The sequence below is a fragment of the Streptomyces sp. NPDC060205 genome, assembly GCF_042728395.1.
GTDB lineage: Bacteria > Actinomycetota > Actinomycetes > Streptomycetales > Streptomycetaceae > Streptomyces.
In genome coordinates this window covers 15612-28743 of the sequence record NZ_JBHWZP010000100.1, presented here as the reverse complement: position 1 = coordinate 28743, position 13132 = coordinate 15612, and the positions used below count along the sequence as shown (strand labels likewise).

Annotated in this window: 12 protein-coding genes; 6 read left to right on the top strand and 6 right to left on the bottom strand. The window is 72.3% G+C overall.

All coding sequences use genetic code 11. The features are described 5' to 3' along the window. Positions 1-294: 294 nt before the first annotated feature. On the bottom strand, positions 295-1278 hold the full coding sequence (locus tag ACFWGJ_RS19480) for an aldo/keto reductase (RefSeq protein ID WP_387325918.1): 984 nt from the start codon (positions 1276-1278) through the stop codon (positions 295-297). A gap of 61 nt (positions 1279-1339) precedes the next feature. Next, positions 1340-2278, bottom strand: a complete 939-nt coding sequence (locus tag ACFWGJ_RS19475) for an SDR family oxidoreductase (RefSeq protein WP_387325916.1) — start codon at positions 2276-2278, stop codon at positions 1340-1342. A 147-nt stretch (positions 2279-2425) separates the two neighbouring features. Between ACFWGJ_RS19475 and ACFWGJ_RS19470 the strand changes: the two genes are divergently transcribed. From ACFWGJ_RS19470 to ACFWGJ_RS19450, 5 genes are all read left to right on the top strand, one after another. Further along, complete coding sequence (locus tag ACFWGJ_RS19470; protein ID WP_387325914.1) at positions 2426-3106, top strand: TetR family transcriptional regulator; 681 nt, start codon at positions 2426-2428, stop codon at positions 3104-3106. A gap of 132 nt (positions 3107-3238) precedes the next feature. Beyond that, complete coding sequence (locus ACFWGJ_RS19465) at positions 3239-4504, top strand: serine hydrolase domain-containing protein (protein ID WP_387325911.1); 1266 nt, start codon at positions 3239-3241, stop codon at positions 4502-4504. Between the two features lie 128 nt (positions 4505-4632). Next, the gene (locus tag ACFWGJ_RS19460; protein ID WP_387325908.1) at positions 4633-6036 is read left to right on the top strand and encodes a CAP domain-containing protein; all 1404 of its coding nucleotides are present in this window, start codon (positions 4633-4635) and stop codon (positions 6034-6036) included. Between the two features lie 164 nt (positions 6037-6200). Then, on the top strand, positions 6201-7205 hold the full coding sequence (locus ACFWGJ_RS19455) for a cation diffusion facilitator family transporter (protein WP_387325905.1): 1005 nt from the start codon (positions 6201-6203) through the stop codon (positions 7203-7205). Positions 7206-7285: 80 nt separating this feature from the next. Beyond that, on the top strand, positions 7286-7702 hold the full coding sequence (locus ACFWGJ_RS19450) for a helix-turn-helix domain-containing protein (RefSeq protein ID WP_387325902.1): 417 nt from the start codon (positions 7286-7288) through the stop codon (positions 7700-7702). 25 nt (positions 7703-7727) lie between these two features. On the opposite strand, the gene ACFWGJ_RS19445 is transcribed toward ACFWGJ_RS19450, so the two are convergent. From ACFWGJ_RS19445 to ACFWGJ_RS19430, 4 genes are all read right to left on the bottom strand, one after another. Continuing rightward, complete coding sequence (locus ACFWGJ_RS19445) at positions 7728-8357, bottom strand: ClpP family protease (RefSeq protein WP_387325899.1); 630 nt, start codon at positions 8355-8357, stop codon at positions 7728-7730. 1 nt (position 8358) lies between these two features. Next, on the bottom strand, positions 8359-9006 hold the full coding sequence (locus ACFWGJ_RS19440; RefSeq protein WP_387325897.1) for an ATP-dependent Clp protease proteolytic subunit: 648 nt from the start codon (positions 9004-9006) through the stop codon (positions 8359-8361). A gap of 181 nt (positions 9007-9187) precedes the next feature. Further along, positions 9188-10000 carry a GntR family transcriptional regulator gene (locus tag ACFWGJ_RS19435; RefSeq protein WP_387325895.1) on the bottom strand — a complete coding sequence of 271 codons (813 nt, stop codon included), beginning with the start codon at positions 9998-10000 and terminating at the stop codon, positions 9188-9190. Between the two features lie 2 nt (positions 10001-10002). Continuing rightward, entirely contained in the window at positions 10003-12198 is a 2196-nt protein-coding gene (locus tag ACFWGJ_RS19430; RefSeq protein WP_387325893.1) for an alpha-N-acetylglucosaminidase, read from the bottom strand. Between the two features lie 193 nt (positions 12199-12391). On the opposite strand from ACFWGJ_RS19430, the gene ACFWGJ_RS19425 reads away from it, so the two are divergent. Then, positions 12392-13126 (top strand): sugar isomerase domain-containing protein, encoded by a 735-nt coding sequence (locus tag ACFWGJ_RS19425; protein ID WP_387325891.1) that lies wholly within the window; start codon positions 12392-12394, stop codon positions 13124-13126. Positions 13127-13132 lie beyond the last annotated feature (6 nt).

Below are 13132 nucleotides of genomic sequence, written 5' to 3'. Positions count from 1 at the left end.
CCTAAAGGCACGGGCCTGCGCGCGCCCCCTGCCTTTAGGGGCGCGGGGAACTGCGCGCTCAGCCACGACGCGCCTGCAGCCAGGTACGAACCAGTCCCCCCGCCCCGTAAGGGGCGCGGGGAACTGCGCGGCCGGCCACGACGTGCCCGCAGACACACACGAGACCGATCAACCCCGCCCCCTAAGGGGCGCGGGGAACTGCGCGGCCAGCCACAACCGGGCCGCAGACACACACGAGACCGGTGGACCCCGCCCCCCAAAAAAGGGGCGCGGGGAACTGCGCGTCAGGTGGGGCTACCAGCGGGATTCGACCTGGGGGGCGATCCGGCGGTCGTACAGGGACGAGATCGCCGACAGCGTCTGTGCCGGCAGCGGCCCCAGCTTGCCCGCCGCCGCATTCGCCCGAGCCTGCTCAGGCGTACGCGCGCCAGGAATGACCGACGTAACCCCCGGCTGCTGCACGATCCACGCCAGTGCCAGCTGCGCAGGAGTGACCCCCTCCGGCGCGAGCGCCGAGAACTCCGCCGCCGCCTCGACACCGGTCGCGTAGTCGACACCGGAGAAGGTCTCCCCCTGGTCGAACGCCTCCCCGTGCCGGTTGAACGTCCGGTGGTCGTTCGCCGCGAACACCGTGCCCTTCGTGTACTTGCCGGACAGGAGCCCGGAGGCGAGCGGCACGCGGGCGATGATGCCGACCCCGGCCTCTCGCGCCGCCGGCAGCACCCGCTGCAGCGGCTTCATCCGGAACGGGTTGAGGATGATCTGCACGCTCGCCACGCCGGGCCGCGCGATCGCCGTCAGCGCCTCGTCGACGGTCTCCACGCTCACGCCGTACGCCGCGACGCGCTCCTCCTCGACCAGCGTGTCGAGCGCGTCGAACACCTCGTCCGACGAATACACCGGGGTCGGCGGGCAGTGCAGCTGCACCAGGTCGATCCGGTCGACACCGAGGTTGCGGCGCGAACGGTCGTTCCACTCACGGAAGTTGTCGAGGACGTAGTTCTCCGGGATCTGGTCGACACGGCGGCCCATCTTCGTCGCGACCAGCACATGCAGATCGGGCCGGCCGCTGAGGAACGCGGCGATGGTCTCCTCGCTGCGCCCGTCGCCGTACACGTCCGCCGTGTCGAAGAACGTCACCCCCGACTCCGCGGCGGCCTCCAGGACCGCCAGGGCGTCCTTGTCGTCCACGTCGCCCCAGTCGGCACCGAGTTGCCAGGTGCCGAGTCCGACGACCGATGCGTGCTGTCCTGACCTGCTGAATTCGCGCTCGTCCATGGGGTCAGTCTGGCACCCGTCCGGGGCCGCGCGGGACGCCGCCCCCGTACGGCGGGGCCGTTCAGGCGACGGCCGCGGGCAGGGCCACGCCGGTCAGCCGTTCGGACTCGGCCCACAGCCTGCGGTTGGTCCCGGTGTCGAGGGCCCGGCGGGTGACCCGCGTGGTGGCGGTCGGGCCGACCAGGCCGAACCTGCGGCCGGGCCCGTAGTAGCCGCCGGCCGTCGCCTCGGGGCTCGTGGCCGCGTGCAGGAGCGGTTCGGTGCCCTCCTCGACCTGCTGCTTGGGCAGGAGGAGGCCGAGGCGGAGCATCAGCGTGCGCTCGGGCTTGTCGCGGCCGAGCGCGGCACCCGCCGTCTGGAGGTTGGTCACGGTGTAGCCGGGGTGGGCGGCCGTGCTGAGGAGGTTCCAGCCGCGCTCGGCGGCGATGCCGGCCAGGTGCCGGGCCATCATCAGGTCGGCCAGCTTCGACTGGGCGTACGACCGGTTGGGGTCGTAGCGGCGGCGCTCCCACTGGAGGTCGTCGAAGTCGATGCGGCCGAAGTTCGCCATACCGCTGCTCATGGTCGTCACGCGCGGCGCCGGTGCGGCGAGCAGGGCCGGCAGCAGGCGCAGGGTGAGGGCGAACGGGCCGAGGTAGTTGCTGCCCATCTGCAGTTCGAAGCCGTCGGCGGTGGTCAGCCGGGTGGGCGGGGCCATCACGCCCGCGTTGTTCACCAGCAGGTCGAGCGGGATGCCGTCGGCGAGGATCCCGTCGGCGAACGCCTCGACGGAGGCCAGGTCCGCGAGGTCCACGCGCCGCACCTCCAGCTGCGCCTGCGGATGCCGGGCGAGGATCTCGGCGCGTGCCTGCTCCCCCTTGGCGAGGGTGCGGACGGCCAGCACCACGCGCGCCCCGGCCTCCGCGAGCCGCCGTGCGGCCTCCTTGCCCGTACCGCTGTTGGCACCGGTGACGACGGCGAACGTTCCCGTCCGATCAGGGACGACGTATGACGTGGGCACGGGGACTCCTTCGGATGCGCGGTTCTCCCAGGATTAGGAGACCGATGGTCTGCTGTATTTCCAAGTTAGCAGACCGCCAGTCTGATAACAACAGACCGCAGGTCTGCTGTCCGGTGGGAACCGATCACCGGTCGGTAGACTGCGGCCATGGCAGACACCTTCCAGCGCGCCCGCAGCGAGGAGCAGCGCGCCGTGCGCCGCAGGGCGATCCTCGACACCACGGCCGCGATGCTCGGCGAGATGCCCGTCTCGCAGGTGAGCCTGAACGAACTGAGCCGCCGGGTGGGGCTCGCGAAGTCGAACGTGCTGCGCTACTTCGAGTCCCGCGAGGCCGTCCTGCTGGAACTGCTGGCCACCGCCACGCAGGGGCTGCTCGACCACCTCGCCACCGCGCTGCCCGACGCCGTCGAGGCGGACGCCCCCGTCGTCGGGCGCGCGGACCGGGTCGCCGCGATCCTGGCGGACGCCCTCGCCGCGCGCCCGGTGCTCTGCGATCTGATCAGCGCTCAGGCCGCGGTCCTGGAGCGGAACGTGTCGACGCAGGTCGCCGCCGCGCACAAACGCTCCTCCATCGGCCACGCGTTCGCCCTGGCGCACCAGATCCGTCTGCACGTGCCCGAACTGGACGAGCGGGACGCCGTGCGGTTCATCGCCGGGGCGCTCATGGTGGTCACGGCGGCCTGGCCGCACGCGCATCCGTCGCCCGCCGTGCTCGCGGTCTACGAGTTGGAACCCGAACTGGCCGTTCTGCGGATCGACTTCACCACGGCCCTGCGCGAGTCGCTCGAAGTCCTGCTGTCCGGACTGCTGGCACGCGCGCCACACTGACCGGCGAAAATTCACTCCCGCCGATGCAACCCGCGGGCGGGTCCCGCGCGTAGAGATGATGACGGCACCGTGATCCGCGGTGCCGCCTGCACGTGTACCGCATTGCGGACGACTACGGGGAGAACCACACAGATGGTCTCAAGAATGATGGGCAGGGGTACGGCGAGGAGCACGGCGGCACTGGGGGCGGTCCTGCTGTCCGTGCTCGCGGTTCCGGCGACCGACGCGACCGCGGCGCCCTCCGGCACCGGCGACCGTGCCGTGAGCGGCGCGACGGCCGAGAACCTCGCGGCGCCCGACGTGGCGGGGCTGCGCGAGGTGCTGCGGACGGCGCTGACGCAGGGGGCGCCCGGTGCCATGGCGCGGATCGACGACAACGGCACGGTCCACAAGGTCGCCGAGGGCGTCGCGGACCGGACCACCGGACGGGCCCTCGACAACGCCGACCGTTTCCGCGTCGGCAGCGTCACCAAGAGCTTCACGGCCGTGGTCCTGCTGCAGCTCGTCGACGAGGGCGTCCTCGACCTGGACACCTCGGTCAACACCTACCTGCCGGGCCTGCTGCCCGACGACGGCATCACGGTGCGCCATGTGCTGAGCCACCGCAGCGGTCTGTACGACTACACCAACGACATGTTCGCCGACACGGTCCCGGGCTTCGAGGCCGTACGCAACAAGGTCTTCAGCTACCAGGAGCTGGTGGACCTGTCCCTGAAGCAGCCCCTCGGCAACGCGCCGGGCGCGGCCTACTCGTACTCCAACACCAACTTCGTGGTGGGCGGCATGCTCATCGAGAAGCTCACCGGGAAGTCCGTGCGGTCGGCGTACAAGACCCGCATCATCAAGCCCCTCGGGCTGAAGGACACCTCCTACGTGCACCCGTCCACGTCGATCGCGGGCCGGCACACCAAGGGCTACTTGCCGCCCGACGTGGCCGACGGGACGCTCGTCGACTCGACCGAGCAGACGGTGTCGTGGGCGCAGAGCGCGGGCGCGGTCATCTCCAGCACCCGGGACCTGGACACCTTCTTCTCGGCCCTGCTGCGCGGCCGGCTGACCTCGGCCGCCCAGCTTGCGCAGATGCAGCAGTGGACGCCCGTGAACGCCACTCAGGGGTACGGTCTCGGTCTGCGCCGCCGTGACCTGTCGTGCGGGGTGTCGGTGTACGGCCACACGGGCACCGTGCAGGGTTACTACACGTACGCGTTCACGTCGAAGGACGGCGCGCGCACGGTCACGGCGCTCGCCAACACGTCCAACAACGGGACCGTGCTCAACACCATGGCCCGCACCCTGGAGTCGGCCTTCTGCGGCAAGCCTGCCAAGGCCGCGACGGCCCGCAACCAGGCGCCCGTGGAGCGGCACGAGGACATCGCTCCCGGGGTCGCCCTCGACTGACCGGTGATCTGACAGGTTCCTGGTGCCGGGCGCCCGGCACCAGGAACCCGCGCACACCCGTGGGGCGTTGTCCTGATCGACGCCCCACGGGGCGCGCACAGCGAACCGGCACCTGGACGGGCGGCACGATGGACGAGTTGGTACCCGGCGGCAATCTGCCCCTGCCCGGCGGCGCCCTGACCCTCACGGTGCCCGGCCCGTTCGACGTGTCGGCGCTCGTCACCGACGACGGCGGCAAGGTGCGCGGGGACGGCGACTTCGTGTTCTACAACCAGCCGGCCGCGCCCGGCGCGCGGCTGAGCGGGCAGACCCTCACGGTCGATCCGGCCGCGCTGCGGGCGGGGGCGAGCCGCGTCACCGTGGTCGTCACTCCCGCCGAACCCGGGACCCCGCTGGGGCAACTGCCCGCCCCGGCCTTGCAGGTCACCGGCTCCGGCGGCCGGGTCCTCGCCCGTTTCACGCCGTCGCGCCCGCAGCGGGAGACCGTGCTGCTGCTCGCGGAGATCTACCGCCGCGGAACCACCTGGAAGCTGCGCGCCCTGGGCCAGGGGTACGCCGACGGGCTGGCCGGGATCGCCCGGGACTTCGGTGTGGAGGTGTCCGAGGACACCGACACGCGTCCGGGCCCCGGGGCGGGGGCGGGCGCCGGTTTTGGAGGCAGCCACGGCCCCCGCTCCACGCACCGCCCGCAAGCAGGCCGCGGACCGGCCGCCGGTCCCGGGCTCACCGGGGCCGGGCTCACCGGCGCCGGACCCCTCCCCGAAGCCTTCCTCGCGCTCGTGAACTCCGCCCGTGCCGCCGTCGGCTCCCCGGCCGTCGTCCTCGACGGGCGGCTGACCGCCGCGGCCCGGGCGCAGGCCGCGGACATGGCGGCGCGCGGGCGTCTCGGGTCGGAGGGGGAGGACGGGCTGTCCGTGCACCAGCGCGTGACGGCCGCGGGCTACTCGTATCTGACGGTCGGCGAGCACCTGGTCTCCGGGCCGCGGGACGCGGCGGAGTTCGTGGAGTACTGCCTCTCGGACGGGCGGACCCGGCGGACGGTCCAGGACCCGGCGTTCACCGAGGCCGGTGTGGCCTGCGTGCCCGACAACCGGTCCGGGACGCTCTACTGGACGGCGCTGTGGGCCGCTCCCCTGACCCCGGGCGGGCTGGCCCGGACCGCCGCCGAGGTCCTCGCGCTCACCAACGCCGAGCGGGCCGCGGCCGGTCTGCCCCCGCTGGCCGAGGACCCGCTGCTCACCCGGGCGGCGCAGGCGCACAGCGCGGACATGGTGGCGCGCGCGTTCTACTCCCACACGGCCCCCGACGGCAGCGAGCCCTGGGACCGGGCCGCCGCCGCGGGCAGCCCCCGCCGGACCATCGGCGAGAACATCGCCTGCGGCCAGCGTTCCCCCGCCGAGGTCGTACGCGGCTGGATGGACAGCCCCGGCCATCGCGCCAACATCCTCAAGCCCGCCTTCACCCATCTGGGCGTCGGTTTCGCGGGCGGCGGCTCGGCGGGCACGTACTGGACACAGCTCTTCGGCGCCTGACCCCGGCCACCCGCCCGTCCCCCACCCTTTCCACATCGCCGCAGGTCAGCGGCGTACTAACGATGATGACAACGGTCACCGATGCAGCCTTTGCCGATCTCCGCGAGGTGCGCTTCACTGCGGGTGTCGGACACCCGTCGGACACCGCAACGAGGGGGACTCTCATGAGCGCGCACCACGGCCACGAGCACGGGTCGGGCGGGCACGCGGGGCACTCGCACGGTGTGACCGCGGACGCGGACCGCCGCTGGCTCGCGATCGCGCTGACACTGATCGCGACGTTCATGGCGGTCGAGGTCGTCATCGGCGTCGTCGCCCAGTCGCTCGCCCTGATCTCCGACGCCGCGCACATGCTCACCGACGCCGTGTCCATCGTGCTGGCCCTGATCGCGATGCGGCTCGCCGAGCGCCCGGCCCGCGGCGGCTTCACGTACGGGCTGAAGCGGGCCGAGATCCTCTCCGCCCAGGCGAACGGGCTGACGCTGCTGCTGCTCGGTGCCTGGCTGGCGTACGAGGCGGTGCGGCGGCTGTTCGATCCGCCCGCGGTCGAGGGCGGGCTGATGTTCTACACGGCCCTCGCGGGCATCGCGGTGAACGTGGCGGCGGCCTGGTGCATCTCGAAGGCCAACCGCACCTCGCTGAACGTGGAGGGTGCCTACCAGCACATCCTCAACGACCTGTTCGCGTTCATCGGTACCGCGATCGCGGGCCTCGTGGTCCTGCTGACCGGCTTCGCCCGCGCCGACGCCATCGCCACACTGGTCGTGGTGGCCCTCATGTTCAAGGCGGGCTACGCGCTCGTACGGGAGTCGGGGCGGATCTTCCTGGAGGCGGCGCCCGCGCATCTCGACCCGGACGCCATCGGGGACCGGCTGGCCGCGCACTCCTCGGTCGCCGAGGTGCACGACCTGCACGTATGGACGATCACCTCGGGGACTCCCGCGCTGTCCGCGCACGTCCTGGTCGAGCCCGTGGCGGACTGCCACACCGTGCGCCGGGACCTGGAGAAGATCCTGCAGTGCGACTACGAGGTCAGCCACACCACCCTCCAGGTCGACCACGCCCCGAAGGACGTCCTGGACGTCCGTACCGGTGGCGGCCTCGCCGACGACACGCACTGCGAGGCCGCGCACGGTCCGGTGCACCGGGACGAACCGCACCTGCACTGAGGCACCCCGGGGGAAGTGATTCGCCGAGGGCAGAACGCGGCGGGGTGCCCGAAACGGGCCGGGCTTCCTAGGGTGGAGGGGTGAGCAGCCACGCGTCGAACCGAGCCCGCGTCATTCCCCTGCGACCCGTCCCGGCCGAGCCGGCGGCGCCTTCGGAGCCGGCCGGACCGGCGCCCAGGGAGCCCTTGTGGCGGGACGTCGTGGGCGAGGTCCTGCGGCGGGAGCGGCTCGCGCAGGAGCGGACGCTCAAGGAGGTCGCCGAGGCGGCCCGTATCTCGATGCCGTACCTCTCCGAGCTGGAGCGCGGCCGCAAGGAGGCCTCGTCCGAGGTCCTCGCGGCCGCCGCGCACGCGCTCGGGCTCGGCCTCGCCGATCTGCTCGCCCTGTCGCACCGCCGTCTCGTGCGCCGGGAGCGGCCCACGCCTCTCAGGTCGCGTACGGCGCCCCGGCGCACGGAGGCGACCTCCCGGTACGGCGAGGTCCGGCTCGCCGCCTGACGCCCGGAACGGGCCCGGGACCGACTCAGGCGGCGACCGCGGACAGCCGCCGGCTCAGCACCTCGTCGGCGAGTCCGTAGGCCACCGCCTCCTGCGCGGTGAAGACCTTGTCGCGGTCCATGTCGGCGCGCAGGGTCTCGACGGGGTGGTGGGTGTGCAGGGACAGGACCTCCTCGACCTGGGAGCGGATCCGGATCATCTCCTTGGCCTGCAGGCCCAGGTCGGAGACGGTGCCTCGCGCACCGCCGCTCGCGGGCTGCCCGAGCAGCACCCGCGCGTGCTCCAGGATGAAGCGCCGGCCGGGGTCCCCGCCCGCCAGGAGCACCGCCGCGGTCGAGGCGGCCTGGCCGACGCAGAACGTCGAGACGGGCGCGCTGACGAAGCTCATCGTGTCGTAGATCGCCATCAGCGAGGTGAACGAGCCGCCCGGTGAGTTGAGGTAGATGGCGATCTCCTGCTCGGGCGCCGCCGACTCCAGGTGGAGCAATTGGGCGATGACGACGTTGGCCACGCCGTCGTCGATCTCGGTGCCGAGGAAGATGATCCGCTCGGCGAGCAGCTTGCTGTAGATGTCGTAGGCGCGCTCGCCCTGCGGGGTGCGCTCGACGACGTTCGGGATCGTGTACGAGCTCATGCGCGTCGCGTGCTGGTGCATGTCAGAGTCCCATCCGTCGCTTCGAGGAGGCCGGGCGGACGTCGTCGAGCGATTCCACGACCCGGTCGACCATGCCGTACTCCCTGGCCTGTTCGGCCGTGAACCAGCGGTCGCGGTCGCCGTCGCGGGAGATCGTCTCCTCGCTCTGGCCGGTGTGTTCGGCGGTGATGCGCTCGATGGTCTCCTTGGTGAACTGGAGGTTCTCGGCCTGGATGGCGATGTCGGCGGTGGTGCCGCCGATGCCCGCGGAGGGCTGGTGCATCATGATGCGCGCGTTCGGGAGCGCGTAGCGCTTGCCGGGGGTGCCCACGGTGAGCAGGAACTGCCCCATGCTGGCGGCGAATCCCATGGCCAGGGTCGACACGTCGTTCGGGATGAGCCGCATGGTGTCGTAGATCGCGAGGCCCGCGTGGACGGAGCCGCCCGGGCTGTTGACGTAGAGGCCGATGTCGGTGCGGGGGTCCTCGGCGGAGAGCAGGAGCAGCTGCGCGCAGACCCGGTTGGCGGAGACCTCGTCGACCTGGGTGCCGAGAAAGATGATGCGCTGGTTGAGGAGTTGGGCGGCGAGGTGGTCGTCGAACCGGGACGGAGGGGTGTCCCCCTCCTCGGCCCGCGGCCCTCGGTGGATTCCGGTGCTGCTGAGTGCCATCGCTCCTCCTGGTGGTGGCGCGGCCCGGTGTGCCGCGGTGTCCCCACCCTCGGTCCGCCGCCGGCGGCGCGGAAGGAATCTCGGCCCTCAGCAGATTCGCCGACGGCAGAGCGGACCGGGAGAGCGGGCCGGAACAGCGGGCCGGAACAGCGCGCCGCGCCGCATGCCGGGACGCGGGCCGTTACTTGGTGACCACCAGCGAGAACTCGTACAGGTCGCCCCGGCACAGGGATTCGCCGTACTCGACGACGTGGCCCGTCCCGTCGAACGCCGTACGGCGGACCAGCAGGGCGGCGGAGCCCTCCTTGACGCCGAGCAGCCGGGCCTTGCGGCCGGTGACGTTCACCGCGCGGATCTGCTGGGTGGCCCGTACGACCCGGACGCCCTGGGTGTTCTGCAGGGCCTCCGAGAGCGAGCCCTTGAGGAGCGACTCGTCCAGGTCGGGGAAGCGCTCGGCGGAGAGGTAGACGGTCTCCAGGCAGATGGGGAAGCCGTCACCGAGGCGCAGGCGTTCGATGCGGTGGAGGGGGGTGCCGGGGTCGACGCCGAGGGCCGTGGAGTGGTGCAGGTCGGCCTCCACCACCTCGGCGGCGAGGAGTTCGGCGCTGGGCCGGTAGCCGCGCGAGCGCAGGTCCTCGGAGAACGAGGTGAGCGTCGACGTCTTGGTGACGTGGGGGTGGGAGACGAACGTTCCCACGCCCCGCACACTGCGGATGAGGCCGTCCTCGCGGAGGGCCTGGAGCGCGCGCCGGGCGGTCGCCCGGCTGACGTCGTACCGCTCGGCGAGCCGCCGTTCGGTGGGCAGCGCCTCGTCCGGGCGCATCCGGGCGATGTCCGCCTGGAGCCGCCGCCGCAGCGTCTCGTGCTTGAAGGAGTCCGCCTCGAAGGAATCCGTTCCGAGGGAATCCGTTCCGAGGGAATCCGTGTTGAGGGAATCCGTGTTGAGGGAGTCCGTCTCCGGGCCGTCGTCTGAGCGCCTGTCCTCGACCGTCACATTCACTCCGCGGTTCGCGCCTGTCCGCCGTCGCCGCCTCCTCGCAGGACGCGGTAGCGGGGCATCAGAGTACGCACCACGTCGAGGGTCGTTCCCGCGGTGTCCGCCTCCGGTGTCGCCGTCGTGCTCCGGCCGGCCGCCCACCGCTCCTCCTGAGCGAGCAGGGATGCCTCGAACTCCTTTGCCCGGTAAGGGCTTCCGGTCTCCAGCGCCCGCGCGATGTGCTCGTACCAGCTGCGCCAGCGGGGCAGGTGGAACGTGCCGACCAGGCCGGCCCAGTGGCGGCCCGAGTAGTCGTGGAGCTTGCTGTGGGTGTGGCCCCAGAGGGTGAGCAGGCGGCGCGCGTCGGCTTCGTACAGGTCGGCCTCGGCCGGGGTGGTGGCCCAGGCGCGGGCGTCGGCGAGCCAGCCGTCGAGGCGGTGTTCGGGGCGGGTGGCCAGCAGTGTGTCCAGGTCCTCGATGGTGGTGAGCAGGGCGCGGGCGGCCCGGTGGAAGCCTTCGGCGTCCCGTGCGAGGGCCGCGTCCGCCGCCCGCCACTGCCGCTCGCACGCCGCGTGGGTGAGCACCTGCGCGGTGACGTCGCACAGGTCCCGGCCGAGCGGTCCCGCACTGTCCTCCTGGCTCGCCTCGCCGGCCAGCAGCGCCCAGGCCTCGGCGAGCGCCGGCGGTACGTCGGGCGACGGCGGGTCGGCCAGGTGCACCGGCAGTTCGTGCCGCAGATCGCCCTCCAGCGTGGGCCGGCCGATGACGACGGAGCCGGGCGGCCCGGGCCCGTCGGACGCGTAGACGCTGTCGTGCAGCAGGTCCCAGGCCCGCCGCAGCCCGGGAGTCGTCCGCCCGTACCGGGCCCGCGTCCACGTCCCCAGCCATGCCTGTACGTCGTCGACGGCGCCCTGCCAGGCGACGTCGGCCAGCAGCTCGTACAGGACCGGGTCGGCGCCGAAGGCTTCCATGCTCGCGCCGATCCCGGACAGGGAGCCGCCGCGGGCGTCGGTGTGGGCGCGGGCGGGTCCTGTGGCGATCTCGTCCAGTTTTCCGTAGAGCCCGGGCCGGCCGCCGAGGCTGTGGAGCATGCACCACACCCAGGGCTTCTTGCGGTAGCCGTCGGTGCGCCGCCAGACCGGCCGGTGTTCGGCCCACAGGTCGAGGATCAGCATCGAGTCGTCGGGGATGGCGTCCAGGAAGGCCGCGGTGCGCTCCGGTGTCCAGTAGCGGGCGCGGTAGGAGAAGGGCCAGGCCTGGAGCACCCAGGTGGCCCGTTCGTCCACCGCGGTCATCACGCCGTGCACCGCCCGCGCGACCCGGGCGAGGTCGGCGGGGTCGGTCACCGGTGGTGTCGTCTCGATGAACGGGTCTGCGGCGTACAGGTGGTCGGTGCCGAACAGCCGGTTCTGCTCGGTCAGCAGGGTGGTGCCGAACTCCTCGAAGAGCGGGTCGCGCGGATCCAGCATGCCGACCTCGAAGTCCCACCAGGGAAGGGTCGTCGACCGGGCGTCCCGGCTCGCGATCAGCTCCTCGGGGACGTGTCCGGAGAAGCCCTGGAGGACCGGCCGCATGCCCAGGGCGCGTTCCCGGCCGAGGATGCGGCGGCCGAGGTCGACGTGTCCGTCGATCCAGCTCTGCGGCAGCGGACCGGACCAGCCGTCGAGGGAGGCGAGCCAGTTCCACGGCAGGTAGGCCGGTCCGCCGAGGAAGCTGCGGGCGGTCGCGTCGTCGAGGCCGGTGTTCATGAGGGCGCGTTGCCAGGCCGCTTCCAGGCCGGTCATCGCCAGCGGGGTGTTCACGCCGTGCAGGGCCATCCAGTCGATGTGGCGCTCCCAGCGCGCCCAGTCCCAGTACGCGGTGGTGTACCCGAAGGTGCAGACGTTGAAGTGGTAGCGGTGCGGGTACGGGGAGGTGGTGCGGGGTGTCGTGCCGGTGCGCGGCAGCCGGTCGGGAAGGCGGGGAACGGGGGCGTCCCAGGTGATCTGCGTACCGCAGGCGCTCCGGAGATACCAGCGCAGCGCCGAGGCGACCGCGACCCCGCTGGAGCCGCGCAGGGCCACTCCCCCGGGCCCGGCGTCGACCTCGTACCAGTCGGGTCCGGCGCCTTGGGGGACGACTTCGGCGGTGAACTCCGCGGCCCGGTCCCCCAGGAGGCGCCGCAGCAGTTGCCGGGCGGCCGGGGTTCCCGCGCCCGCTTCCTCGGGAGATGTCATCGTCCGGACCACTCCTGTGAGTCGTGGTACGTACCACAGAACTCTCGAAGCTAGCCGTGCCACTCGGACCGGTCAAGGAAGTCGACCGGAAAGAGAGCCGGTTGGTCGCGGGGCTGGGCATCCCCCGACCCCTCTGGTACGGTCCACAGCCACATCAGCGGCTCCGTTCGACACCTCAGGTGGCCTCGACACGATGAACGCCGATCTCGTCTACTTCGCCGCTCTCCAGGAGAACCTCACCGCGCTGGCCACCGCCGAGCGGCCCGCGATCGAGCGTGCCGCCCGGGCCGTCGCGGACAGCATCGCGGCCGGAGGTGTCGTCCACTACTTCGGCAGCGGCCACTCACAACTCGTCGCCGTCGAACCGCTGCAGCGCGCCGGCGGACTCGCGCCGGTCAACGTCATCGCCGACCCGGCGCTCTCCCCCGTCGCCCCGCGCCACGTCGGCGCGGCCGAACGCGTCAGCGGCTACGCGGCGGCCGTACTCCGTACGGCTGACATCAGGTCGGGTGAAGTGGTGATCGTGGTCTCCAACTCGGGGATCAACGCCGTGCCCGTCGAATTCGCCCTCGGTGCACAGGAGTTAGGCGCGACCGTCGTCGCCGTCACCAGCCGGGCGCACTCCCTGGCCGCCGAGTCCCGGCACATCGGCGGCCGGCGGCTGCTCGACGTCGCCGACATCGTCATCGACACCCACGGCAGCCCCGGTGACACGGTGGTGCCGCTGGGCGAGCTGGCCGTGGGAGCCCTGTCGACGGTGCTGGGGGCGGCTCTCGTCAACGCGCTGACCTGCCGGGCGGCGCAGCTGCTCGTCGAACGCCACGGGAGGACACCGCCGTTGCTCGTCAGCCAGAACACGGACGGCGACGCCGAGCGCCACAACGACGCGCTGCTGGAGCGGTACAGGGACCGCTGCCCGAGAGACTGACGTACC

Coding starts and splice junctions, on each gene's coding strand:
- ACFWGJ_RS19430 (WP_387325893.1), bottom strand. CDS start 12,198: ATGACATCTCCCGAGGAAGCGGGCGCGGGAACCCCGGCCGCCCGGCAA.
- ACFWGJ_RS19465 (WP_387325911.1), top strand. CDS start 3,239: ATGGTCTCAAGAATGATGGGCAGGGGTACGGCGAGGAGCACGGCGGCA.
- ACFWGJ_RS19445 (WP_387325899.1), bottom strand. CDS start 8,357: ATGCACCAGCACGCGACGCGCATGAGCTCGTACACGATCCCGAACGTC.
- ACFWGJ_RS19455 (WP_387325905.1), top strand. CDS start 6,201: ATGAGCGCGCACCACGGCCACGAGCACGGGTCGGGCGGGCACGCGGGG.
- ACFWGJ_RS19440 (WP_387325897.1), bottom strand. CDS start 9,006: ATGGCACTCAGCAGCACCGGAATCCACCGAGGGCCGCGGGCCGAGGAG.
- ACFWGJ_RS19460 (WP_387325908.1), top strand. CDS start 4,633: ATGGACGAGTTGGTACCCGGCGGCAATCTGCCCCTGCCCGGCGGCGCC.
- ACFWGJ_RS19480 (WP_387325918.1), bottom strand. CDS start 1,278: ATGGACGAGCGCGAATTCAGCAGGTCAGGACAGCACGCATCGGTCGTC.
- ACFWGJ_RS19470 (WP_387325914.1), top strand. CDS start 2,426: ATGGCAGACACCTTCCAGCGCGCCCGCAGCGAGGAGCAGCGCGCCGTG.
- ACFWGJ_RS19425 (WP_387325891.1), top strand. CDS start 12,392: ATGAACGCCGATCTCGTCTACTTCGCCGCTCTCCAGGAGAACCTCACC.